The organism is Nocardioides sp. NPDC101246, assembly GCF_044767415.1.
In the GTDB taxonomy this organism is placed as follows: domain Bacteria; phylum Actinomycetota; class Actinomycetes; order Propionibacteriales; family Nocardioidaceae; genus Nocardioides.
The window spans coordinates 126,413-147,181 of sequence record NZ_JBIWNX010000002.1; the positions used below are offsets into that span (position 1 = coordinate 126,413).

A 20,769-nucleotide genomic window follows, 5' to 3' on the forward strand; every position below is an offset into this window, starting at 1 on the left:
GTCAGCGTCCATCGATCGCGATCTCCCTACGGTCGCCGATGATCCCCTGGGGACGGAAGATCATCAGCAGCATGATGGCCAGCCCCAGCATGATGTAGCGGATCACACTGGCCTGGGTGTCGGTCATGATCACCGTCGGGATCCATCCGCCCTTACCTGCGGACTGGCTGAAGAACGAGCCTAGCCCCGCGATCAGGAACCAGAACAGGACCGAGCCGATGACCGGGCCCATCACTCGGCCCGCGCCGCCGAGGAGCAGCGCGGCGAAGGCGTAGAACGTCATCAGCGTGGAGTAGTCGCTCGGCACGACCGAGGCCTGCTTGAGCGCCAGGAACATGCCGCCCAGACCACCGATGACACCACCGAGGGCAAGCGCCTGCATCTTGTACGCGAACACGTTCTTGCCCAGCGAGCGGACCGCGTCCTCGTCCTCACGGATGGAGCGGAGCACACGGCCCCACGGGCTGCGCATGAGCGCCCACACCAGCAGGCAGCACAGCGCGACCAGGACCCAGCCGACGGTCAGCGACCACAGGTCGTTGCGCCCGAAGGAGATGAACCCCAGATCGATGCCGCTGCTGTAGGGGTTGGCGTCCTGGAACGGCCCGGCGTAGCCGTTGAGGCCGTTGGAGCCACCGAAGGTGTCCTTCATCTCCACCGAGCCGAAGACGAACCGCAGCACCTCGGCGGCGGCGATGGTGACGATCGCCAGATAGTCGGCGCGCAGACGCAGCGTCGGCACACCCAAGATCACGGCGAGCACCAGCGGGGCCACGATCGCCATGGCGATACCGAGCCAGAACGGCGCCCCGAAGGTGACCACGGAGACGGCCAGACCATAGGCGCCCACCGCGACGAACCCGGCCTGGCCGAAGTTCAGCAGCCCGGTGTAGCCGAAGTGGATGTTGAGGCCGATGGCGGCCAGGGCGAAGACGATTGCCTGCGGGCCGAATGCCTGCTGCAACGCCGCCCGGAGAATGTCGAGAATGTCCATTGTCTCTCCTACCCGAGCCGCTCTTTGCGACCCAGGATGCCCTGGGGCCGTACCAGCAGGATCACGATCATGATCAGCAGCGGGCCGATCTCCTTGATCGAGGTGGGTACGCCGAACAGCGGCCCGAGCTCGTAGACGAGCCCGATCACCAGCGAGCCGACGAGAGAACCCCAGATCGTGCCGAGACCACCGAGGGTGACCGCGGCGAGGATGACCAGCAGGATCCGCATGCCCATGAAGGCGTTGACCTGCAGCTGCATCGCGTAGAGCACACCGGACAGCGCGGTCAGCGCTCCACCGATGACCCACGCGTTGGTGATGACGCCGTCGACCCGCAGGCCGGAGGAGGCGGCCAGTGCCGGGTTGTCCGAGACCGCACGCATCGCCTTGCCCATCCGGCTCTTGGCCAGCCACAGGCAGACCGCGGTGATCGTGACGATCGAGATGAGCACGATGACCGCCTCGCGGTCGGCGAGCGAGAGCCACAGGTAGTACCAGTGCTGCTCACGCTGCTGGCCGTTGTACTGCGACAGCGACCGGGTCGAGGAGCCGTAGAAGTACTGGAACAGGTAGCGCAGGAAGATCGCCAGGCCGATCGAGACGATCATCATCGCGATCAGGCCGGTGCCGCGCCGGCGCAGCGGGCCCCACAGGATCTTCTCCTGCGCGAAGCCACCCAGGCCACCGAGAAGGACCGCGATGATGCCGGCGAGGAGCACCGAGACCGAGGCCAGGGCGCCGGTCTTGAAGACCTGGTCGAAGGTCCAGGCCATCAGCGCACCGAAGGTGAGCATCTCACCGTGGGCGAAGTTGGACAGGCCGGTCGTGCCGAAGATCAGCGAGAACCCGAGGGCGGCCAGGCACAGGACCAGGGAGAACACGATGCCCGCACGCAGGTTCTGGGCGAGGTCCTTACCGAAGTTCGACTCCTCACCGGCGGTGACCCCGATCGGGAAGATCGCCCGGTTGTTGGGCCCCTGGAAACGTACCTGGACGGTCGCCTCGCCCTTGGTGTTCTCGTCGAGGACCGTGCCTTCGGGGAGCGTCTTCTCGTCGAGGGTCACGGTGTACTTCCCGAGCTCCTCGACGACGATGATCGCCACACCCTTGTCGTCGGTGACGCCCTCGCCGGCCTTCTCGCCGTCCTTGCTGACCTCGAGGGTCACTCCCGGGATCGGTTTCGGATTGCCTTCGGCATCCTTGTTGGCCTCGTCCTGAAGCGTCACCTGGATCGCGGTGGCGTCCGGCGGTGGGGTCTCGGTTGCCTGTGCGGCACCCGGGCTCCCAACCAACAGCACCATCAGCGCACCGATGAGCGCGACGAGGACTCTGTAGAGCCGCTTGCGCACGTGGGTACTCCTGCCTGTGTGTCCTAAAGACGGATCCTGACACCAGCTGAATACGCTGGTCGGCCGGATCCGCGCGGGCAGTCTAGGCCGACTTCACCCACGAACAAGCCACAGGTTGACCCTCATCTGAGACCGCAACCGATCTGTGACGTGCCGTTTACACGGATTCAGGTACGTGGCCCGCTGACGCCGTGCTCGATGACGCCTTCGGCGACCTGGCGCATCGAGAGTCGCAGGTCCATCGCGGTCTTCTGGATCCACCGGAAAGCGTCGGGCTCACTCAGCGTGAGGCCCTCCTGCAGGATGCCCTTGGCACGGTCGACCGCCTTTCGGGTCTCCAGCCGGTCGGTCAGACCGGCGACCTCCCGCTCGAGCTGGGCGAGCTCTTGGAAGCGGCTCACCGCCAGCTCGATCGCGGGCACCAGGTCGGTGATGTTGAACGGCTTGACGAGGTAGGCCATCGCACCCGCGTCTCGCGCCCGCTCGACCAGGTCGCGCTGGGAGAAAGCGGTCAGCATGACCACCGGGGCGATCCGGTCGCGCGCGATCGCCTCCGCAGCGGCGATCCCGTCGAGCACCGGCATCTTCACGTCGAGGATCACCAGGTCGGGTCTGTGCTCGGTGGTGAGCTCGATCGCGGCCTTGCCGTCGCCCGCCTCACCGACGACGTGGTAACCCTCCTCGGTGAGCATCTCCTTGAGGTCCATCCTGATCAGGACCTCGTCCTCCGCGATGACGACCGTACGCCGCGCCTGGCTCTCCGGGGTGCTGCTGGGGTTGCTCTCCGTCACGAGCACAGACTAGGCCATCAGCAGCACGTGCCGGTGCAGTGATTCCGCCCACGGTCCGGTAAGTTCCTTTCTCGCGGTGAGCACTTCGCGCGCCGCAAGAGCCCCGGTAGCCCAACGGCAGAGGCCATGTGCTCAAACCACATCCAGTGTCGGTTCGAATCCGACCCGGGGCACCAACTTCGCTCACCTGTTCCGCCGATCTGTCGGTGGTCGAGCGCAGACTACGAGCATGTACGCAGCCAGGGTCCGAACCGAGGCGCTCACGCTCCTTCAACGGGGCGCGTCGCTGTCTGAGGCAGCGCGCGCAACGGGCGTTGCCCGCTCCACGATCCGTGAGTGGCGAGACGGCGAGCCGAGCGACAGACCGGGCGCGTGCCCGCGGTGCGACGAGCTGCCGATGGACGAGGAGGCGTACTCCGCACTTCTCGGCTTCTATCTCGGCGACGGCTACATCGCGACAGCCGATCGCTACTACTTCCTGCGTATCAGCTGCGACCTGCTCTACCCCGGGATCATCAGCGACGTGGCCGACCTGTTCCGTCGAGTCAGACCCGGTGGCCGGGTCTTTCAGGTACCGCGGACCGGTTGCGTGGACATCCAGCTGAACTGGCGGCACTGGCCATGCCTGTTCCCCCAGCACGGCCCCGGCCGCAAGCACACCCGGCGGATCGCCCTCGAGCCTTGGCAGCGCCGGATCGTCGAACGCTGTCCGAGCGCCTTCCTGCGTGGCCTGTTCCACAGCGACGGCTCCCGAAGCACGAACACCATCGTGCGTCATTTCGCGAGCGGCCCGCGGACCTACATCTATCCGCGCTGGCAGTTCACCAACGTCTCCGACGACATCCGCGGGCTGTGCACCTGGGCACTCGACCTGGTCGGAATCCCTTGGCGTCAGTCCAGCTGGAAGACGATCAGCGTCTCGCGCCGCGAGGCGGTCGCGGCGCTCGACGCGCTGATCGGACCGAAGACTTAAGCCTTGCGTTCGTAGGCGGGCGCGACCTCGTTGATCGCGTCGCCGATGCGGTGGATGCGCAGGGCGTTGGTGGAGCCGGGGATGCCTGGAGGCGAGCCGGCGATGATGACGACGAGCTCGCCCTCCTCGACGCGGCCGAGCTTGAGCAGGTTCTCGTCGACCTGGCGGACCATCTCGTCGGTGTGCTCGACCTCGTCGGTGCGGAAGGTCTCGGTGCCCCAGCTGAGCGCGAGCTGGCTGCGTACGGCATCGGAGGGGGTGAAGGCGAGCAACGGGATCGCGCCGCGCAGCCGGGAGAGGCGGCGGGCGGAGTCGCCGGAGGTGGTGAAGGCGACCAGGTACTTCGCGCCGACCCGGTCGGCGACCTCGGCGGCGGCCTTGGCGATGACGCCCGAGCGGGTGTGCGGGTCCCAGTCGATGCGGGTGAGCTCGGCGGCGGCGGAGCTGTCCCGGGAGAGGGCGTGGCGCTCGGTGGCGGCGATGATGCGGGCCATCGTCTCGACGGTGTGGATCGGATACTCCCCCACGCTCGTCTCGGCCGAGAGCATCACGGCGTCGGCGCCGTCGAGGACGGCGTTGGCGACGTCGTTGGCCTCGGCGCGGGTGGGCGCCGGGTTGGAGATCATCGAGTCGAGCATCTGGGTGGCGACGATGACCGGCTTGGCGTTGAGGCGGGCCAGCTCGATGATCCGCTTCTGCAGGAACGGCACCTCCTCGAGCGGGCACTCCACGCCGAGGTCACCACGGGCCACCATGAACATGTCGAAGGCGGCGATGACCTCGTCGAGGTTGTCGATCGCCTGCGGCTTCTCGATCTTGGCGATGACCGGGACGACACGCCCCTCCTCGTCCATGATCTTGCGGACGTCCTCGTAGTCCTTCGCGTTGCGCACGAAGCTGAGCGCGATCATGTCGACGCCGAGCCTGAGCGCGAACCGGAGGTCCTCCTCGTCCTTCTCGGACAGGGCCGGCACGGAGACGGCGACGCCGGGCAGGTTGATGCCCTTGTTGTTCGAGACCGGCCCGCCGACCAGCACCTCGGTGTGGACGTCGGTGTCGTCGACCGCGGTGACCCGCAGGCGGAGCTTGCCGTCGTCGATCAGGATCGGGTCGCCGACCTTCACGTCACCGGGAAGCCCCTTGTAGGTCGTCCCGCAGATCTCGTCGTCACCCTGCACATCGCGCGTGGTGATCGTCCAGGCCTGGCCGCGACGCAGGGTCGCGGAGCCTTCCTTGAACCGCTCCAGGCGGATCTTGGGCCCCTGCAGGTCAGCGAAGATGCCGACGCTGTGACCGCTCGCAGCGGCCGCCTCGCGCACCAGCGCGTAGTTGCCGGAGTGGTCGTCGTGGGAACCATGGCTCATGTTCATCCGGGCCACGTCCATGCCTGCGTAGACGAGCTCGCGGATGCGACGCTCCGTCCCGACGGCGGGTCCCAGGGTGCAGACGATCTTCGCTCTTCTCACGGGAGCCCAGACTACCCCTCTGGAACGTTCAAACCAGCACCCCGGGGGTGCCGCGAGATGGCCATTCATCGAGCATTCACCCAGGTCCGCGCCTCAGACGGAGCCTGCCCGCGGGGTGCCGAGCGTGAGGTCGCCGGCGGCTAGCCTCTGCCCACAGGCCCGGCAATGCACGTGAGCGACAAACTCCTCGCCACAAGTGTGTAGCAGCGGCGCCGGATCGGGTCCTGGGTGAGCATGGTCGCTGCCCCACTTCTTGAGTGTGAGCAGCACCGGGGAGAGCGCGCGACCGGCGGCGGTGAGCCGGTACTCGTAGCGGACCGGACGGTCGCTGTACTGCTCCCGCGCGATCACACCGTGCTCGACCAGCTTGCGCAGCCGCACGGTGAGCACGTCACGAGGCGCGCCCGTGTTGCGCGCGATCTGGGAGAACCGGAGCTGGTCGTAGAAGAGCTCGCGTACGACCAGCAGGCTCCAGCGGTCGCCGACGATCTCGAGCGCGTCGGCGATCGTGCACTCGCGGGGACTCGCGACGGCAGGTACGTCCGGCATGGGGCCAGTCTCGCGCCCCGTCGGTCGTCGTCTCAAAACCCGACTGGCCCGGCACCTCCGATGTGGAGGTGCCGGGCCAGTGGTCGGCACGCCGTTGTGCCTCGGCCTGTGGGCCTCAGACCATCAGCTGCCGGTCCGTCGGGCGGATCGGCGCGGGCAGGTTGGTCGAGCCGGTGAGGAAGGTGTCGACGGCGGCCGCGGCGGCGCGGCCCTCGGCGATCGCCCACACGATCAGCGACTGTCCGCGACCCGCGTCACCGGCGACGTACACGCCGGGGACGGAGGTGGCGAAGGAGTCGTCGCGGGCGACGTTGCCGCGAGCGTCGTACTCCACACCCAGCTGGGTGAGGAGGCCGTCCTTCTCCGGGCCGGTGAAGCCCATCGCCAGCAGCACCAGGTCGGCGGGGATCTCCTTCTCGGTCCCCTCCTTCTCGGTCAGCTTGCCGTCGATGAACTCGACCTCGACGAGCTTCAGAGCGCGTACGCGGCCGTCCTCGGTGCCGAGGAACTCCTTGGTGGAGACGGCGTAGACGCGCTCGCCACCCTCCTCGTGCGCGGAGGCGACCCGGTAGGTCATCGGGTAGGTCGGCCACGGCTGAGCGTCGGGGCGCTCCTCCGGCGGACGCGGCATGATCTCCAGCTGGGTGATCGACTCGGCGCCCTGGCGGATCGCGGTGCCGAGGCAGTCGGCGCCGGTGTCACCGCCACCGATGATGACCACGTGCTTGCCCTCGGCCAGGATCTGGTCCTCCACGGCCTCGCCGATCGAGGACCGGTTGGACTGGGGCAGGTACTCCATCGCCTGGTGGATCCCGGCGAGCTCGCGCCCGGGGACCGGCAGGTCGCGGCCGACGGTCGAGCCGTTGGCCAGCACGATGGCGTCGTAGCGGTCCCGGAGCTGCGCGCCGGTGATGTCGGTGCCGACGTCGACGCCCGGGCGGAAGACCGTGCCCTCGCGGCGCATCTGCGCCAGGCGCTGGTCGACCTGCGACTTCTCCATCTTGAACTCGGGGATGCCGTAGCGAAGCAGCCCGCCGATCTTGTCGGCACGCTCGTAGACGGCCACGGTGTGGCCCGAGCGGGTGAGCTGCTGGGCGGCGGCCAGGCCCGCGGGGCCGGAGCCGATGACGGCGACCGCCTTGCCGGAGAGCCACTCGGGCGGCTGCGGCTTGACGTGGCCCGCGTCCCAGGCCTTGTCGATGATCGCGACCTCGATGTTCTTGATGGTCACCGCGGGCTGGTTGATGCCCAGCACGCAGGCGGCCTCGCACGGAGCGGGGCAGAGGCGACCGGTGAACTCGGGGAAGTTGTTGGTCGCGTGCAGGCGCTCGGAGGCACCCTCCCAGTCGTTGCGCCAGACCAGGTCGTTCCACTCGGGGATGATGTTGCCGAGCGGACAACCCTGGTGGCAGAACGGGATGCCGCAGTCCATGCAGCGCGAGGCCTGGGTGTTGATGATCGGCAGCAGAGCCTTGCCGATCTTGCCCGGGTAGACCTCGTGCCAGTCCTTGACGCGCTCGTCGACAGGACGACGGGTCGCAACCTCGCGACCGTTCTTCAGGAAACCCTTCGGGTCAGCCATGGAGGACCTCCATAATCCGCTGCGCTGCCTCGTCCTCGTCGAGACCCTCCTCGAGGGCCTCCTCCTGGGCTTCGAGCACGCGCTTGTAGTCACTGGGCATGACCTGCGTGAAGCGGGTCAGTGAGTTCGGCCAGTCGGCCAGGAGCGCCTCGGCGACGGCCGAGCCGGTCTCCTCGAGATGGTCGCGGACCAGCTGCTCGAGCTCGGCGGCGTACTTCTCGTCCACCGGGGTGGCGTCGTCCAGCTCGCTGTTGAGGCGCTGCTCCTCGAAGTCGAGGACCCAGGCGACCCCGCCGGACATGCCGGCTGCGAAGTTGCGCCCGGTCGGGCCGAGCACGACGACACGACCGCCGGTCATGTATTCGCAGCCGTGGTCGCCGACACCTTCGGTGACGATGCTGGCGCCGGAGTTGCGGACCGCGGCCCGCTCCCCCACGCCGCCGCGGATGTGGATCCGTCCGCTGGTGGCGCCGTAGGCCAGCGTGTTGCCGGCGATGATGTGCTCCTCGGCCTTGAACCCGGCCGTACGCTCCGGGCGGATGACCACCCGGCCGCCGGAGAGGCCCTTGCCGACGTAGTCGTTGGCGTCGCCCTCCAGGCGCAGCGTCAGGCCGCGCGGGATGAACGCGCCGAAGGACTGGCCCGCCGACCCGGTGAAGGTGATGTCGATCGTGCCCTCGGGCAGGCCCTCACCGCGGTAGCGCTTGGTGATCTCGTGACCGAGGATCGTGCCGACGGTGCGGTTGACGTTGCGGATCGGCAGCTGGGCGCGTACGGGCTCGCCGCGCTCGAGCGCCGGGGCCGCGAGCGGCACCAGCTCGTTGATGTCGAGCGACTTCTCCAGACCGTGGTCCTGGCCCTTGGTGTTGAAGAGGGTCTGGTCGGCGAACTGCTGCGGCGACTCCACGCGGGTGAAGATCGGCGAGAGGTCGAGCCCGGAGGCCTTCCAGTGGTCGATCGCGTCGCGGGCGTCGAGCGCCTCGGCGTGGCCGACAGCCTCGTCGATGCTCCGGAAGCCGAGCTCGGCGAGGAGCTCGCGGACCTCCTCGGCGATGTAGCGCATGAAGTTGACGACGTACTCCGCCTTGCCGGTGAAGCGCTCGCGCAGGACCGGGTTCTGGGTGGCGACGCCGACCGGGCAGGTGTCGAGGTGGCACACGCGCATCATCACGCAGCCGGAGACGACCAGCGGCGCGGTGGCGAAGCCGAACTCCTCCGCACCGAGCAGCGCGGCGATGACCACGTCGCGGCCGGTCTTGAGCTGACCGTCGGTCTGCACCACGATCCGGTCGCGCAGGCCGTTGAGGAGCAGCGTCTGCTGCGCCTCGGCGAGGCCGAGCTCCCAGGGACCGCCGGCGTGCTTGAGCGAGGTCAGCGGGGAGGCACCGGTGCCACCGTCGTGACCGGAGATCAAGACGACGTCGGCGTGGGCCTTGGAGACACCCGCGGCGACGGTGCCGACACCGACCTCGGCCACGAGCTTCACGTGGACACGAGCGCTCGGGTTGGCGTTCTTGAGGTCGTGGATCAGCTGAGCCAGGTCCTCGATGGAGTAGATGTCGTGGTGCGGCGGCGGGGAGATGAGGCCCACGCCCGGCGTCGAGTGACGCGTCTTGGCCACCCACGGGTAGACCTTGTGGCCGGGCAGCTGGCCGCCCTCACCGGGCTTGGCGCCCTGAGCCATCTTGATCTGGATGTCGTCGGCGTTGGTCAGGTACTCGCTGGTGACACCGAAGCGTCCCGAGGCCACCTGCTTGATCGACGAACGACGCTCCGGGTCGTAGAGACGATCCGGGTCCTCACCGCCCTCACCGGTGTTGGACTTGCCGCCGAGGATGTTCATCGCGACGGCGAGCGTCTCGTGAGCCTCCTTGGAGATCGAGCCGTACGACATCGCGCCGGTCGAGAAGCGCTTGACGATCGCCTCGACGGGCTCGACCTCGTCGATCGAGATCTTCTGGCGGCCCAGCTCCTCGGCGCCCTTGAGCTTGAAGAGTCCGCGCAGGGTCATCAGTCGCTCGGACTGCTCGTTGACCCGGTCGGTGTACTGCTTGAAGACGTCGTAGCGGCCGCTGCGGGTGGCGTGCTGGAGCCGGAAGACGGTCTCCGGGTCGAACAGGTGCGGCTCGCCCTCGCGGCGCCACTGGTACTCGCCACCGATGGGCAGCGCGCGGTGGGCGTTGGCGACGCCGTCGCGCGGGTAGGCGGTGGCGTGTCGCTTCGCGACCTCCTCGGCGATCACGTCGAGGCCGATGCCGCCGAGCTTGGAGGTGGTGCCGGTGAAGTAGCGCTCCACGACCTCCTTCGAGAGGCCGACGGCCTCGAAGATCTGCGCGCCGGTGTAGGAGGCGACCGTGGAGACGCCAATCTTCGACATCACCTTGAGGACACCCTTGCCGAGCGCCTTGATCGTGTTGGCCATCGCCTTCTCGGCATCGGCCTTCACGTAGTAGCCCTCGTAGGCGAGGTCCTCGACGGACTCGACCGCCAGGTAGGGGTTGACCGCGGCGGCGCCGTAGCCGATCAGCAGGGCGACGTGGTGGACCTCGCGTACGTCCCCGGCCTCGATCAGCAGGCCGACCTGCGAGCGGGTGCGCTCGCGAACCAGGTGGTGGTGGACGGCGCCGGTGAGCAGCAGCGACGGGATCGGCGCCATCTCCTGGGTGGAATGGCGGTCGGAGAGGACGATGATGCGAGCGCCGTCCTCGATCGCCTGGGAGACCTCGGCGGAGATCTCGTCCAGGCGCGCCTGCAGAGCCTCGGCTCCTCCGTCGACCTCGTAGAGGCCACGGACGATGTGGACCTCGAAGCCCGGCATGTCGCCGTCACGGTTGATGTGACGGATCTTGGCCAGGTCGTCGTTGGAGATGACCGGGAACGGCAGCACGATCTGGCGACACGAGGCCGGACCCGGGTTGAGCAGGTTGGACTCGGCGCCGATAGTGCCGTTGAGGCTGGTGACCAGCTCCTCGCGGATCGCGTCCAGCGGCGGGTTGGTGACCTGGGCGAAGAGCTGGGCGAAGTAGTCGAACAGCATCCGCGGCTTGTCGCTCAGCGCCGCGATCGGGCTGTCGGTGCCCATCGAGCCGATCGGCTCGGCGCCGGTGTTGGCCATCGGCGCGAGCAGGATCCGAAGCTCCTCCTCGGTGTAGCCGAAGACCTGCTGGCGGCGGGTCACGCTCGCGTGGGTGTGGACGATGTGCTCGCGCTCGGGGATGTCCTCGAGGCGTACGAGACCGGCGTGGAGCCACTCGTCGTAGGGGTGCTCGGCGGCGAGCTCGGACTTGATCTCGTCGTCCTCGATGATGCGGTGCTCCGCGGTGTCGACGAGGAACATCTTGCCCGGCTGGACGCGGCCCTTGCGGACCACGGTGGCGGGGTCGATGTCGTCGAGAACGCCGGCCTCGGAGCCGAGCACGACCAGGCCGTCCTCGGTGACCCAGTAGCGGGAGGGGCGCAGACCGTTGCGGTCGAGGACCGCGCCGATCTGGGTGCCGTCGGTGAACACGACGCTCGCCGGACCGTCCCAGGGCTCCATCAGCGAGGAGTGGAACTCGTAGAACGCCTTGCGGGCGGAGTCCATCTCCTCGTGCTTCTCCCACGCCTCCGGGATCATCATCAGCATGGCGTGCGGCAGGCTGCGGCCGGCCAGGTGGAGCAGCTCGAGCACCTCGTCGAAGGAGGCCGAGTCGGAGGCACCCTCGGTGCAGATCGGGTAGAGCCGCTCGAGGTCTCCGGGGATCAGCTCGGACTCGAGCAGCGCCTCGCGCGCCTTCATCCAGTTGCGGTTGCCCATCACGGTGTTGATCTCGCCGTTGTGGGCGATGAACCGGAACGGGTGGCTCAGCGGCCAGCTCGGGAACGTGTTGGTCGAGAACCGGCTGTGCACGACGGCGATCGCGGAGGCGACCCGCTCGTCGACCAGGTCGGGGAACACGTCGGCCAGCTGGGGCGTGGTGAGCATGCCCTTGTAGACGATGGTGCGGCTGGAGAGCGAGGGGAAGTAGACGTCGGTCTCCTTCTCCGCTCGCTTGCGCAGGCAGAAGGCGAGCCGCTCCAGGGCCAGGCCCGTGACGCGCTGCTTGCCGCCGGCGACGAAGAGCTGACGGAAGGTCGGCATGACCGCCTTGGCGGTGGCGCCGAGGGAGTCGGGGTTGACCGGTACGTCGCGCCAGCCGAGGACGTCGAGGCCCTCCTCGGTCGCGATGTCCTCGACCAGCTTGATGGTGCGCTCGACCTGGTCGAGATCGCCCGGGATGAAGGCGGTGCCGACGGCGTAGGCACGCTCGGCCGGGAGGTCGAAGTCGACGACCTCACGCAGGAAGGCGTCGGGGACCTGCAGCAGGATCCCGGCGCCGTCGCCAGAGTTGGTCTCGGCGCCGGCGGCGCCGCGGTGGTCGAGATTCACCAGGGCACGGATGCCCTGCTTCACGATGTCGTGGCTGGCGACGCCGGTCAGTGTTGCGACCATGGCGACGCCGCAGGCGTCCTTCTCGAACCGAGGGTCGTAGAGGCCCTGGGGGGATGGATACGAGTGCTCGTACGGCACCGGGATCTCCCGTCTGTCCGGGCTCAGGCACGCACCGACCGACGCAGCCCAATAGCCCCGGATTTCCGACTCTGCTTCGAGTCGAGTCCGGAGTGAGGGATGTCTGCGACGAGTGCGCGCGCCCTTGCGGGGATGAAACTGGCAATCTGCAGGGGACAGCGTTGGCCCGCGCGAGTGCGGCAAGGTTACCACTGTGTCACGCGAAGGTTGCGAACGAGGGTCGATCGGCGGACACCGTCCCGCCAGGCGCTACGTTGCGCCTAATATCTGCGTCTGATCAGGCCTTTGTCGAGGATTCCTCGTCGCCGGTCCCGTTCTCTGCCGCGTCGCCGTCGGTGTCGCTCGCGGGCTCGTTCTCGATGTCGTTCTCGGTGTCGTCGTCGACGTCGTTCGCCGGGGCCTTGGCAGGATCGCTGTAGACCTCCTCCTCGACACTACCCCGGCCGGTGACGGTGGCGTACGTCCACCACGCTGCCGCCAGGACGAACAGGATGATCGACATCCACTCGCTCCAGCGCAGGCCGAGCACGTTGACCAGCTGCACGTTGTCGATGCGCAGGGTCTCGATCATGCCGCGGCCCAGGCAGTAGGCCATCACGTAGAGAGCCACCACGCGGCCGCCACCCAGACGCAGCTTCTTCTGCAGGTAGACGATCACGAAGAAGGCGAGGATGTCCCAGCAGAACTCGTAGAGGAACGTCGGGTGGAACGTGGTGCCGACCGGGAACTGGCTGGGACCGTCGGGGAAGCGCGACGGGTCGATCTCCAGGCCCCAGGGCAGGTCGGTGGGCCTGCCGAAGAGCTCCTGGTTGAACCAGTTGCCCCAGCGGCCGATGCCCATCGCGAGCAGGCAGGTCGGGGCGATGGTGTCCAGGAGCGGGATGATCTTGATGCCCTTGGTCTTCGCGCCGATGATCGCGCCCACGGCGCCGAGCGCGATCGCGCCCCACACACCGAGCCCGCCGCGCCAGATGTAGAGCGCCTCGATCGGGCTGCCGCCGTCGCCGAAGTAGAGCTGCCAGTCAGTCATGACGTGGTAGATCCGGCCGCCGACCAGACCGAACGGCACCGCCCACAGCGCGATGTCCTGGATGTCCCCGGCCCGCCCGCCGCGGGCTTGCCAGCGCCGCTCGGAGACCCAGACGGCGACGATGATGCCGAGGATGATCGCGAAGGCGTAGCCGCGCAACGGGACCGGTCCGAGCCAGAGCACGCCTTCGGCCGGGCTGGGGATGGACATCGGGAGGATCATGCGGGGCCCTTCTTGGCTACTTCGAAGTGAGAAGGCGGTGGATGTCGTCGGCGAACTGCTTGGGAGAGGTGTTCATCGACCACACCACGCTGGCCCGTCCCTGGGAGACGGCCGAGACATGGGTGTCGTGGACCCCGAGATCGTAGCCCCCACTGGGTAGCCGGTCGGCCTCCCCCATGTAGAGCCGCATCGACTCGGCCAGGGTGACGACGTCCTTCATGTCACCGGTCAGGCCGATGAAGTCCTCGTCGTAGCGGTCCAGGTACTTGCGCAGAACCTTCTGCGAGTCGCGCGCGGGGTCGGTGGTGACGAACACGACCTCGACCTTGTCCCGGTCCGCGTCGTCGAGGCGGGTCAGTGCCGCGGTCAGGCTCGACATCACCAGCGGGCACTCGTCAGGGCAGCTGGTGTAGCCGTAGAAGACCAGCGTCAGCGGCTTGTCGACATCGGTGGCCAGCGAGAACGGCTCGCCCTCGGTGTCGGTCAGCGCGGTGTCGGAGAGCTGGTAGGGAGTGTGCTCCTGACCGGTCATCGCCGAGGCCGGCGCCTGGCCGGTGCCGGCGGCACCGCAGCCGGTGAGCACTGCGATGAGGACGAGCAGGACAGGAAGAGCCAGGAACCTCAACGCGAGCGGACTCCCGCGGCCAGGTCCTCGGTCAGGCTCGCCAGCGCCTTGAGCGCCGCCTGCTCGTCGGAGCGGTTGTCCAGCAGCGTACGCACGAAGGCGGAGCCGACGATGACCCCGTCGGCGTAGGCAGCCATCTCGGCGGCCTGGGCACCGTTGCTGACCCCGAGGCCGACGCCGACGGGCAGGTCCGTGGTCTGTTTGGTCCGGGCGACCAGCGGTGCGGCCAGGTCGGAGGTCTTGGCACGGGCGCCGGTGACGCCCATGACCGCGGTGGCGTAGACGAAGCCGCGGCTGGCGGCCGTGGTCATCGCGATCCGCTCGTCGGTGCTGCTCGGCGCGACCAGGAAGACCTTGTCGAGGTCACGGGCGTCGGCGGCCTCGATCCACTCCGGCGCGAAGTCGGGGGTGATGTCGGGCGTGATGAGGCCCGCGCCGCCCGCGTCCTGCAGCTGCTGGGCGAAGCGGTCCACGCCGCGGCGCTCGATCGGGTTCCAGCTGGTCATCACCAGGGTCGGCACCCCGGTCGCGGCCACGGCCTCGACGACGCGGAACACGTCGTCGACACGTACGCCGCCGTCGAGCGCCTGCTGCACCGCGTCCTGGATGGTGGGGCCGTCCATGACCGGGTCGGAGTAGGGCAGCCCGATCTCGATGATGTCGCAGCCGGCCTCGACCATCGTGGTCAGCGCCTCGATCGAGCCCTCGACCGTGGGAAAGCCCGCCGGGAGGTAGCCGACCAGGGCGGCGCGGCCCTCGGCCTTCGCCTTCTCGAACGCTGTCGACGTGCTCACTTTGATTCTCCCAACCCGAAGTACTCGATGGCCGTGCCCATGTCCTTGTCGCCGCGACCGGACAGGTTGATCAGGATCGTGGCGCCCTCGCCGTGACGCTCCTTGATCTGCGGAGCGATCTTGATGGCGCCGGCGATCGCGTGGGCCGACTCGATCGCCGGGATGATGCCCTCGCTGCGCGAGAGCAGCGCGAAGGCGTCCATGGCCTCCTTGTCGGTGACCGAGGTGTAGGAGGCGCGGCCGGACTTGGCCAGCCAGGCGTGCTGCGGGCCGACCCCGGGGTAGTCGAGACCGGCGGAGATCGAGTGGGACTCGATGGTCTGGCCGTCCTCGTCCTGGAGCACGTAGGTGCGGGCGCCGTGGAGCACGCCCGGGTCGTTGGCCTGGATGGTCGCGGCGTGGCGACCGGTCTCGAAGCCGTCTCCCCCGGCCTCGAAGCCGTGGATCTCGACGTCCTCGTCGTCCAGGAACGCGGTGAAGAGACCGATGGCGTTCGAGCCACCTCCGACCGCGGCGAGGACGGCGTTCGGGAGGCCGCCGAACTGCTCGAGGGACTGTGCCCGGGCCTCGTCGCCGATGCCGCGCACGATGTCGCGGACCAGGGTCGGGAACGGGTGGGGCCCGGCGGCGGTGCCGAACAGGTAGGCGGTGTGGTCGACGCTGGCGACCCAGTCGCGCAGCGCCTCGTTGATCGCGTCCTTGAGGGTGCCGCTGCCGGAGGGCACCGGGACGACCTCGGCGCCGAGCAGCCGCATCCGGGCCACGTTGAGCGCCTGGCGGTCGGTGTCGACCTTGCCCATGTAGACGGTGCAGTCGAGACCGAAGTAGGCGGCCGCGGTCGCGGAGGCCACCCCGTGCTGGCCCGCGCCGGTCTCGGCGATGACCCGGGTCTTGCCCATCCGCTTGGTCAGCAGCGCCTGGCCGAGGACGTTGCGGATCTTGTGGGCGCCGGTGTGGTTGAGGTCCTCGCGCTTGAGGAGGACGCGTACGCCGAGCTGCTCGGAGAGCCTCGTGGCGTGGTAGAGCGGGCTCGGCAGATTGGCGTAGTCGCGCAGGATCGCGTCGAACTCAGCCACGAACTCCGGGTCGGCCTTCGCCTTCTGCCAGGCGTCGTCGAGCTCGATGAGCGCCTTCATCAGCGCCTCGGGCATGAAGCGGCCGCCGAATCCCTCGGCCTCGCCGCCGAACCAGCCGAACTCGTCGGCGTCGTAGCTCGTCGTCTCGTGGATGTGAGTTGTCATGGCTGGTCCTAGCCTTGGATTCCGGTGAACTCGGCGACCGTGCCTTGCGGGTCGCCATGCTTGACCAGCGCCTCGCCGACCAGGACCGCGCGGGCCCCTTCGACGACGTGGCGCTTGACGTCGGTGGCGGTGAAGATGCCCGACTCGGCGACCTTCACCCGGTCCTCGGGGATGAGCGGCGCGAGCCGTCCGAAGACGTCCTGGTCGATCTCCAGGGTCTTCAGGTTGCGGGCGTTGACGCCGATCAGCTCGGCACCGAGGTCGACCGCGCGGGCGACCTCGGCCTCGTCGTGGGTCTCGACCAGCACGGTCAGCCCGAGCTCACGGGCCTGGTCGTAGAGGCTGCGCAGGGTGTCGTCGTCCAGCGCGGCCACGATCAGCAGCGCCAGGTCGGCGCCGGCGGCCCGGGCCTCCAGCAGCTGGTAGGGCTCGACGATGAAGTCCTTGCGCAGGAGCGGGGTGTCGACGGCCGCGCGGACGGCGCGCAGGTCGGCGAGGGAACCGCCGAAGCGGCGTTCCTCGGTGAGCACCGAGATAGCGGCAGCACCGCCGGCGGCGTACTTCTGGGCCAGCTCGGCCGGGTCCGGGATGTCGGCCAGGGCACCCTTGGAGGGGCTCTTCCGCTTCACCTCGGCGATCACGCTGCTGCCCGGCGCACGGAAGTGCGGCATCGGGTCGCGAGGCGCGTCGACGTCGGCGAGCCGGGCCCGCAGATCCGCCTCGGACACCGTCGCCTGGCGCTGCGCCAGGTCCAGACGTACGCCGTCGATGATCTTTTCGAGCACCGACATGTTTAAACCTCTCGTTTCCGGGTAAGACCCACGTGCAAAGCCTCTCACCCGAACCGTGACACGCCCGATTTGGCGCCACAGTGCGGGCGGGAAACGTTAAGTTTCTCCCATCTCAACCCAACTCGCCTGACTTTGGAGGTCAGACACATGAGCTACGGAACTCCGCCGCCGCCGCCCCCGTACGGTTCGCCGGCACCCGGGCAGCCCGGCCAGCCTGCGGGCAACAACAAGAAGGCGATCTGGGCACTTGTCCTCGGCATTCTCGGTTGTGTCTGCTGTGGTTTCTTCACCGGTATCCCGGCGATCATCCTCGGCAAGATGGCCCAGAACGAGATCGACGCCTCCGGCGGCGCGCAGAGCGGGCGTGGCATGGCCACCGCCGGTTTCATCCTCGGCATCGTCGCGGTCGTCTTCGGCATCATCGGGATCATCCTGAACCTGTCCGGTGCGCTCGACTTCAGCGGCAGCGCCACCACCTACTGAGCCCGGCTCAGAAATCAGCGAGGCCCCCGGCGGATCCGCCGGGGGCCTCGCTGTCTCACAGGCTCAGTGTGACTCGACGTTGAAGCCGAGCTTGGAGAGCACGATGAAGAGCAGGCCGCCCACGACGGTGACGGCGACGCCGATCCAGAAGACGAACCAGCTGATCGGGTCGAGCATCATGGCGACGCTGCCGATGAGGAAGCCGAGGAGACCGACCGCGACTGCGATCCAGGCTGCCGGGGTGTTGCCGTGGCTGGCGGACATGCGATGACTCCTCTACGAGTTCTTTGTGCTTGGCTGCAGTGTATTCATTGCTCGCCCGTTGTCGGGTCCCGACCCTCGTCCAACGACTTCCAGACATCGATCGTGGACTGCTCCTCCAGCGGCTTCTGCTCCGGTTTCGCTGCCGCCGAGGCGTCGTACCTGCGGCCCATCTCGGGCCACGAGGGAGCGAGGCGTACGGCCGCGACGGCCGCCGCGACGGTCAGGACCGCGCCGAGCAGCGCGAGGTAGGGCCAGGGAGTGGTGGCGTGTTCGGTCTCACCCCACACGACCTCGGAGTCGATCGCCCGGCCGAGCGCGTCGATCCCGGCATGGCCGAAGAAGGTGACGACCACGCCGATCCCGGCCAGGCCCGCGAGGGCGGCCACCAGGCGACGTACGAGGCCACGGGTCACCAGGACCACGCCCCAGGCGGCGAGGGCGACCAGGGCCAGGCCGGTGGTGGCCGGGGAGTCGTTGAGGTCGGCCGGCATCTGGGCCGGCGCGGTCACCTTGACCCACTCGTTGGACCCTGCCCAGGCGGCCATGGCCGCGCCGATCAGTCCGGTGGTGACGGTCGGGCCGAACGACGACTTCACGCGATCGGACCGGACGAGAGCAGGCCGGCGTCGAAGCAGGTGTGGTCGCCGGTGTGGCAGGCCGGGCCCTCCTGGTCGACCTTGAGCAGGATCGTGTCGCCGTCGCAGTCCAGGCGGACCTCCTTGACGTACTGCCGGTGGCCGGAGGTCTCCCCCTTGACCCAGTACTCCTGCCTGCTGCGGGACCAGTACGTCGCCCGGCCCGTCGAGAGCGTGCGCGCCAGGGCCTCGTCGTCCATGTAGCCGAGCATCAGCACCTCGCCGGTGTCATGCTGCTGCGCCACCGCGGGCACCAGCCCGTCGGGGTTGCGCTTGAGCCGATCTGCGATGGCGGGGTCCAGTCCCTCGCTCGTGGGTCCAGTAGTCACGGCTCCAGTATCCCGCTGGGCAACAGTACGGACACAACCGGCATGTCGCGGCGATATTCCGGGGCTGCCGAAGCGCCGGGCTGGCACACTCACCCGGTCATCTGGGCCGGTCTCGGTACGGCCCTGTCAGCCGACCCCACGGGTCGACTATTCAAACTGGAGAACACCGCACCATGGCTAACCCCACCCCGCAGCCGGCACCGGCGAAGCAGACCGACACCGGCGCCCTCGTGATCGGCATCCTGGTCACGATCTTCTGCTGCCTGCCCTTCGGCATCGTCTCGATCGTCAAGGCCGTCCAGGGTGACGCCGCGGGCGCCAAGAAGTGGGGCATCATCGGTGCCGTCACCGGCGTCGTCGTGATCGTCATCTACATCATCGCCTCGGTCGTCCTCGGCCTCGGCATGGCCGCCCAGTCGGGGACCATGTGACCACACCCTCACGGGTGCGCGCGGGGCTCGTCCCACTGGCCGTCGTGGCCGGCGGGGCGGGCCTCGCGGCCGTCTTCGCCGCTTCTCCCGGGCTCGTCGCCTACGTTCCGCCCTGCCCGATCCACGCCCTCACCGGCATCGACTGCCCCGGCTGCGGGATGACCCGCGGCACGATGTCGCTCCTCTCGGGCGACGTCGCCGGCGCGATCGGCCACAACGCGCTGATGTTCCTGCTCGGGCTGCCGCTGCTCGGGCTGCTCTGGTACTTCTGGCTCCGCGACCGCGTCGGCGGCCGCCCCGCCCCCGGCTGGGCCCGTTCCCGCGCCGCGCTCTACACCTGGTTGACCCTGACTCTGGCCTTCACGGTCCTGCGCAACCTGCCCTGGGCACCGTTCACCGCACTCGCTGCCTAGGACCTGTCGGCGAAGTAGGCGGCACTCGCCTCGTCGGCCGGGTAGTAGGACTCGATCGCGACCTCGTCGAGGGTGATGTCCATCGGGGTGCCGAAGGTCGTGATGGTGGAGAAGAGGTTCAGCTCGCCGCCCTCGACCCGGATCGTCATGGGGATCACGACATCCGCCTCCAGCGCGAGCGATGACGCCTCGTCCGGGCCACCGGGCGCGAGCACCTCCTCGTAGAGCCGGGCCAGCTCGAGGTCCGAGACGATGGCGAGCTGACGCCGGATCCGGGCGCGGAACACCGCACGTACGTCGGCCAGGTTCACGACTCGGGGCGCCAGGCCCCGCGGATGGAGGCCGAGGCGGACGAGGTTGACGGGCGGTTCGAGCAGCTCCGGGTCGACGCCGGCGAAGAACTGGTCGACGGCGCGGTTCGTCATCACGATGTTCCAGCGGCGGTCGACCACCAGGGCCGGATACGGCTCGTGGGCGCGGAGCACCCGGCCGATCGCCTCGCGAGCCGCGGTGAGAGCGGCGTCCTCGATGGGCCGCTGGGTGTAGCGCGGCGCGAAGCCCGCGGCGAGCAGGAGCTGGTTGCGGTCCCGCAGAGGGACGTCGAGCTGGTCGGCGAGCCTGAGGACCATCTCGGCGCTCGGCCTGGACCTGCCGGTCTCGACCAGGCTCACGTGACGCGCCGAGACATCGGCGGCGATCGCCAGGTCGAGCTGGCTGAGGCGACGTCGGTGCCGCCAGTCCCGCAACATCTCTCCGACCGTGTGCATGGGCCTCAGGATGGCTCATCGCCCGGTCGTACGCCATGAACTCCCATGTCATCGACGCTCGTCCCGAACCCGAACACACTGGCGCCATGACTACACAGAGCACACCCACGGACGCCGTGGACAGCCTCACCGCCGCCTTCGCGGGACTCGTCGCGACGGGTGACGTCGAACCGGTCGAGCGACTGCTGAGACCGGACTTCGTCCACCATCGGCCAGACGCGACCACGTCGACCAAGGAGCAGTGGCTCGCCGCGGTCCGCAGCTCGCTCGAGCGGATCGGGGGCATGGAGGTCGAGGTCGAGCACGTGCTGGCCACCGACGAGCACGTCGTGATGCACACCCGTCGCCGGCTGCCGGACGGACCCGAGATCACCGTCGTGGACATCTGCCGGTTCGAGGACGGGATGATCGCCGAGATCTGGGAGATCATCGAGCCGGCCGCCGAGGCCGCCGCGCACCTGTCCTGGTGGGACGCCTGAGCCCGACGCCGC

21 protein-coding genes, 1 tRNA gene and 1 pseudogene are annotated in these 20,769 nt (G+C 68.7%); 7 read left to right on the plus strand and 16 right to left on the minus strand.

Annotated features, from left to right (window positions below; translation table 11 throughout):
* Window position 1: 1 nt before the first annotated feature.
* The 3 genes from ACIRON_RS03705 to ACIRON_RS03715 all read right to left on the minus strand — a co-directional run bounded on the left by ACIRON_RS03705 (window position 2) and on the right by ACIRON_RS03715 (window position 3,140).
* Window positions 2-994 carry a branched-chain amino acid ABC transporter permease gene (locus ACIRON_RS03705; RefSeq protein ID WP_402989125.1) on the minus strand — a complete coding sequence of 331 codons (993 nt, stop codon included), beginning with the start codon at window positions 992-994 and terminating at the stop codon, window positions 2-4.
* An 8-nt stretch (window positions 995-1,002) separates the two neighbouring features.
* Entirely contained in the window at window positions 1,003-2,343 is a 1,341-nt protein-coding gene (locus tag ACIRON_RS03710) for a hypothetical protein (RefSeq protein WP_402989128.1), read from the minus strand.
* Between the two features lie 167 nt (window positions 2,344-2,510).
* A complete protein-coding gene (locus ACIRON_RS03715; protein ID WP_402989131.1) occupies window positions 2,511-3,140 on the minus strand; it encodes an ANTAR domain-containing response regulator in 630 nt (209 codons plus the stop codon).
* Window positions 3,141-3,234: 94 nt separating this feature from the next.
* Between ACIRON_RS03715 and ACIRON_RS03720 the strand changes: the two genes are divergently transcribed.
* The 3 genes and pseudogenes from ACIRON_RS03720 to ACIRON_RS03730 all read left to right on the plus strand — a co-directional run bounded on the left by ACIRON_RS03720 (window position 3,235) and on the right by ACIRON_RS03730 (window position 4,107).
* Window positions 3,235-3,310: transfer RNA gene (locus ACIRON_RS03720), tRNA-Leu, on the plus strand.
* Window positions 3,311-3,363: 53 nt separating this feature from the next.
* A pseudogene (locus tag ACIRON_RS03725) lies at window positions 3,364-3,429 on the plus strand (hypothetical protein); the annotation flags it as partial.
* A gap of 102 nt (window positions 3,430-3,531) precedes the next feature.
* On the plus strand, window positions 3,532-4,107 hold the full coding sequence (locus ACIRON_RS03730) for a transcriptional regulator (RefSeq protein ID WP_402989962.1): 576 nt from the start codon (window positions 3,532-3,534) through the stop codon (window positions 4,105-4,107).
* On the opposite strand, the gene pyk is transcribed toward ACIRON_RS03730, so the two are convergent.
* The 9 genes from pyk to trpC all read right to left on the minus strand — a co-directional run bounded on the left by pyk (window position 4,104) and on the right by trpC (window position 16,956).
* Entirely contained in the window at window positions 4,104-5,573 is a 1,470-nt protein-coding gene (gene pyk / locus ACIRON_RS03735; protein ID WP_091046517.1) for a pyruvate kinase, read from the minus strand. The two genes, ACIRON_RS03730 and pyk, sit on opposite strands and share 4 nt — an antisense overlap.
* Window positions 5,574-5,666: 93 nt before the next feature.
* Window positions 5,667-6,122 carry a winged helix-turn-helix transcriptional regulator gene (locus ACIRON_RS03740; protein ID WP_402989134.1) on the minus strand — a complete coding sequence of 152 codons (456 nt, stop codon included), beginning with the start codon at window positions 6,120-6,122 and terminating at the stop codon, window positions 5,667-5,669.
* A 115-nt stretch (window positions 6,123-6,237) separates the two neighbouring features.
* On the minus strand, window positions 6,238-7,704 hold the full coding sequence (locus ACIRON_RS03745) for a glutamate synthase subunit beta (RefSeq protein WP_091046515.1): 1,467 nt from the start codon (window positions 7,702-7,704) through the stop codon (window positions 6,238-6,240).
* Window positions 7,697-12,253, minus strand: a complete 4,557-nt coding sequence (gene gltB / locus ACIRON_RS03750) for a glutamate synthase large subunit (RefSeq protein ID WP_402989138.1) — start codon at window positions 12,251-12,253, stop codon at window positions 7,697-7,699. Before gltB ends, ACIRON_RS03745 begins: the two co-directional genes overlap by 8 nt.
* A 277-nt stretch (window positions 12,254-12,530) precedes the next feature.
* A complete protein-coding gene (gene lgt, locus ACIRON_RS03755) occupies window positions 12,531-13,493 on the minus strand; it encodes a prolipoprotein diacylglyceryl transferase (protein ID WP_402989141.1) in 963 nt (320 codons plus the stop codon).
* 28 nt (window positions 13,494-13,521) lie between these two features.
* Window positions 13,522-14,130, minus strand: coding sequence for an SCO family protein (locus tag ACIRON_RS03760; RefSeq protein WP_402989144.1), 609 nt, complete (start codon window positions 14,128-14,130; stop codon window positions 13,522-13,524).
* Window positions 14,127-14,924 (minus strand): tryptophan synthase subunit alpha, encoded by a 798-nt coding sequence (trpA, locus tag ACIRON_RS03765; RefSeq protein ID WP_402989147.1) that lies wholly within the window; start codon window positions 14,922-14,924, stop codon window positions 14,127-14,129. The genes ACIRON_RS03760 and trpA overlap by 4 nt, the downstream gene beginning before the upstream one ends.
* On the minus strand, window positions 14,921-16,165 hold the full coding sequence (trpB, locus tag ACIRON_RS03770; protein ID WP_402989149.1) for a tryptophan synthase subunit beta: 1,245 nt from the start codon (window positions 16,163-16,165) through the stop codon (window positions 14,921-14,923). The genes trpA and trpB overlap by 4 nt, the downstream gene beginning before the upstream one ends.
* 8 nt (window positions 16,166-16,173) lie before the next feature.
* Window positions 16,174-16,956 carry an indole-3-glycerol phosphate synthase TrpC gene (gene trpC / locus ACIRON_RS03775; protein WP_402989152.1) on the minus strand — a complete coding sequence of 261 codons (783 nt, stop codon included), beginning with the start codon at window positions 16,954-16,956 and terminating at the stop codon, window positions 16,174-16,176.
* Window positions 16,957-17,103: 147 nt separating this feature from the next.
* On the opposite strand from trpC, the gene ACIRON_RS03780 reads away from it, so the two are divergent.
* Window positions 17,104-17,439: a DUF4190 domain-containing protein gene (locus ACIRON_RS03780; protein WP_091046500.1), complete on the plus strand. Its 336-nt coding sequence runs from the start codon at window positions 17,104-17,106 to the stop codon at window positions 17,437-17,439.
* Window positions 17,440-17,502: 63 nt separating this feature from the next.
* Here the strand turns inward: ACIRON_RS03780 and ACIRON_RS03785 are convergent, their stop codons facing one another.
* Genes ACIRON_RS03785 through hisI form a run of 3 tightly spaced genes read right to left on the minus strand, consistent with a single transcriptional unit; the run spans window position 17,503 to window position 18,667 of the window.
* Complete coding sequence (locus ACIRON_RS03785) at window positions 17,503-17,703, minus strand: HGxxPAAW family protein (RefSeq protein ID WP_091046498.1); 201 nt, start codon at window positions 17,701-17,703, stop codon at window positions 17,503-17,505.
* 44 nt (window positions 17,704-17,747) lie between these two features.
* Window positions 17,748-18,299 carry a Trp biosynthesis-associated membrane protein gene (locus ACIRON_RS03790; RefSeq protein ID WP_402989157.1) on the minus strand — a complete coding sequence of 184 codons (552 nt, stop codon included), beginning with the start codon at window positions 18,297-18,299 and terminating at the stop codon, window positions 17,748-17,750.
* On the minus strand, window positions 18,296-18,667 hold the full coding sequence (gene hisI, locus ACIRON_RS03795) for a phosphoribosyl-AMP cyclohydrolase (protein WP_402989159.1): 372 nt from the start codon (window positions 18,665-18,667) through the stop codon (window positions 18,296-18,298). The genes ACIRON_RS03790 and hisI overlap by 4 nt, the downstream gene beginning before the upstream one ends.
* Window positions 18,668-18,840: 173 nt before the next feature.
* On the opposite strand from hisI, the gene ACIRON_RS03800 reads away from it, so the two are divergent.
* A complete protein-coding gene (locus tag ACIRON_RS03800; protein ID WP_091046491.1) occupies window positions 18,841-19,098 on the plus strand; it encodes a CD225/dispanin family protein in 258 nt (85 codons plus the stop codon).
* A complete protein-coding gene (locus tag ACIRON_RS03805; RefSeq protein WP_402989163.1) occupies window positions 19,095-19,511 on the plus strand; it encodes a DUF2752 domain-containing protein in 417 nt (138 codons plus the stop codon). The genes ACIRON_RS03800 and ACIRON_RS03805 overlap by 4 nt, the downstream gene beginning before the upstream one ends.
* On the opposite strand, the gene ACIRON_RS03810 is transcribed toward ACIRON_RS03805, so the two are convergent.
* Window positions 19,508-20,278, minus strand: a complete 771-nt coding sequence (locus ACIRON_RS03810; protein ID WP_402989166.1) for a helix-turn-helix domain-containing protein — start codon at window positions 20,276-20,278, stop codon at window positions 19,508-19,510. The two genes, ACIRON_RS03805 and ACIRON_RS03810, sit on opposite strands and share 4 nt — an antisense overlap.
* An 86-nt stretch (window positions 20,279-20,364) precedes the next feature.
* Here ACIRON_RS03810 and ACIRON_RS03815 point away from each other — a divergent pair, with 86 nt between their 5' ends.
* On the plus strand, window positions 20,365-20,757 hold the full coding sequence (locus tag ACIRON_RS03815) for a nuclear transport factor 2 family protein (RefSeq protein WP_402989169.1): 393 nt from the start codon (window positions 20,365-20,367) through the stop codon (window positions 20,755-20,757).
* Window positions 20,758-20,769 lie beyond the last annotated feature (12 nt).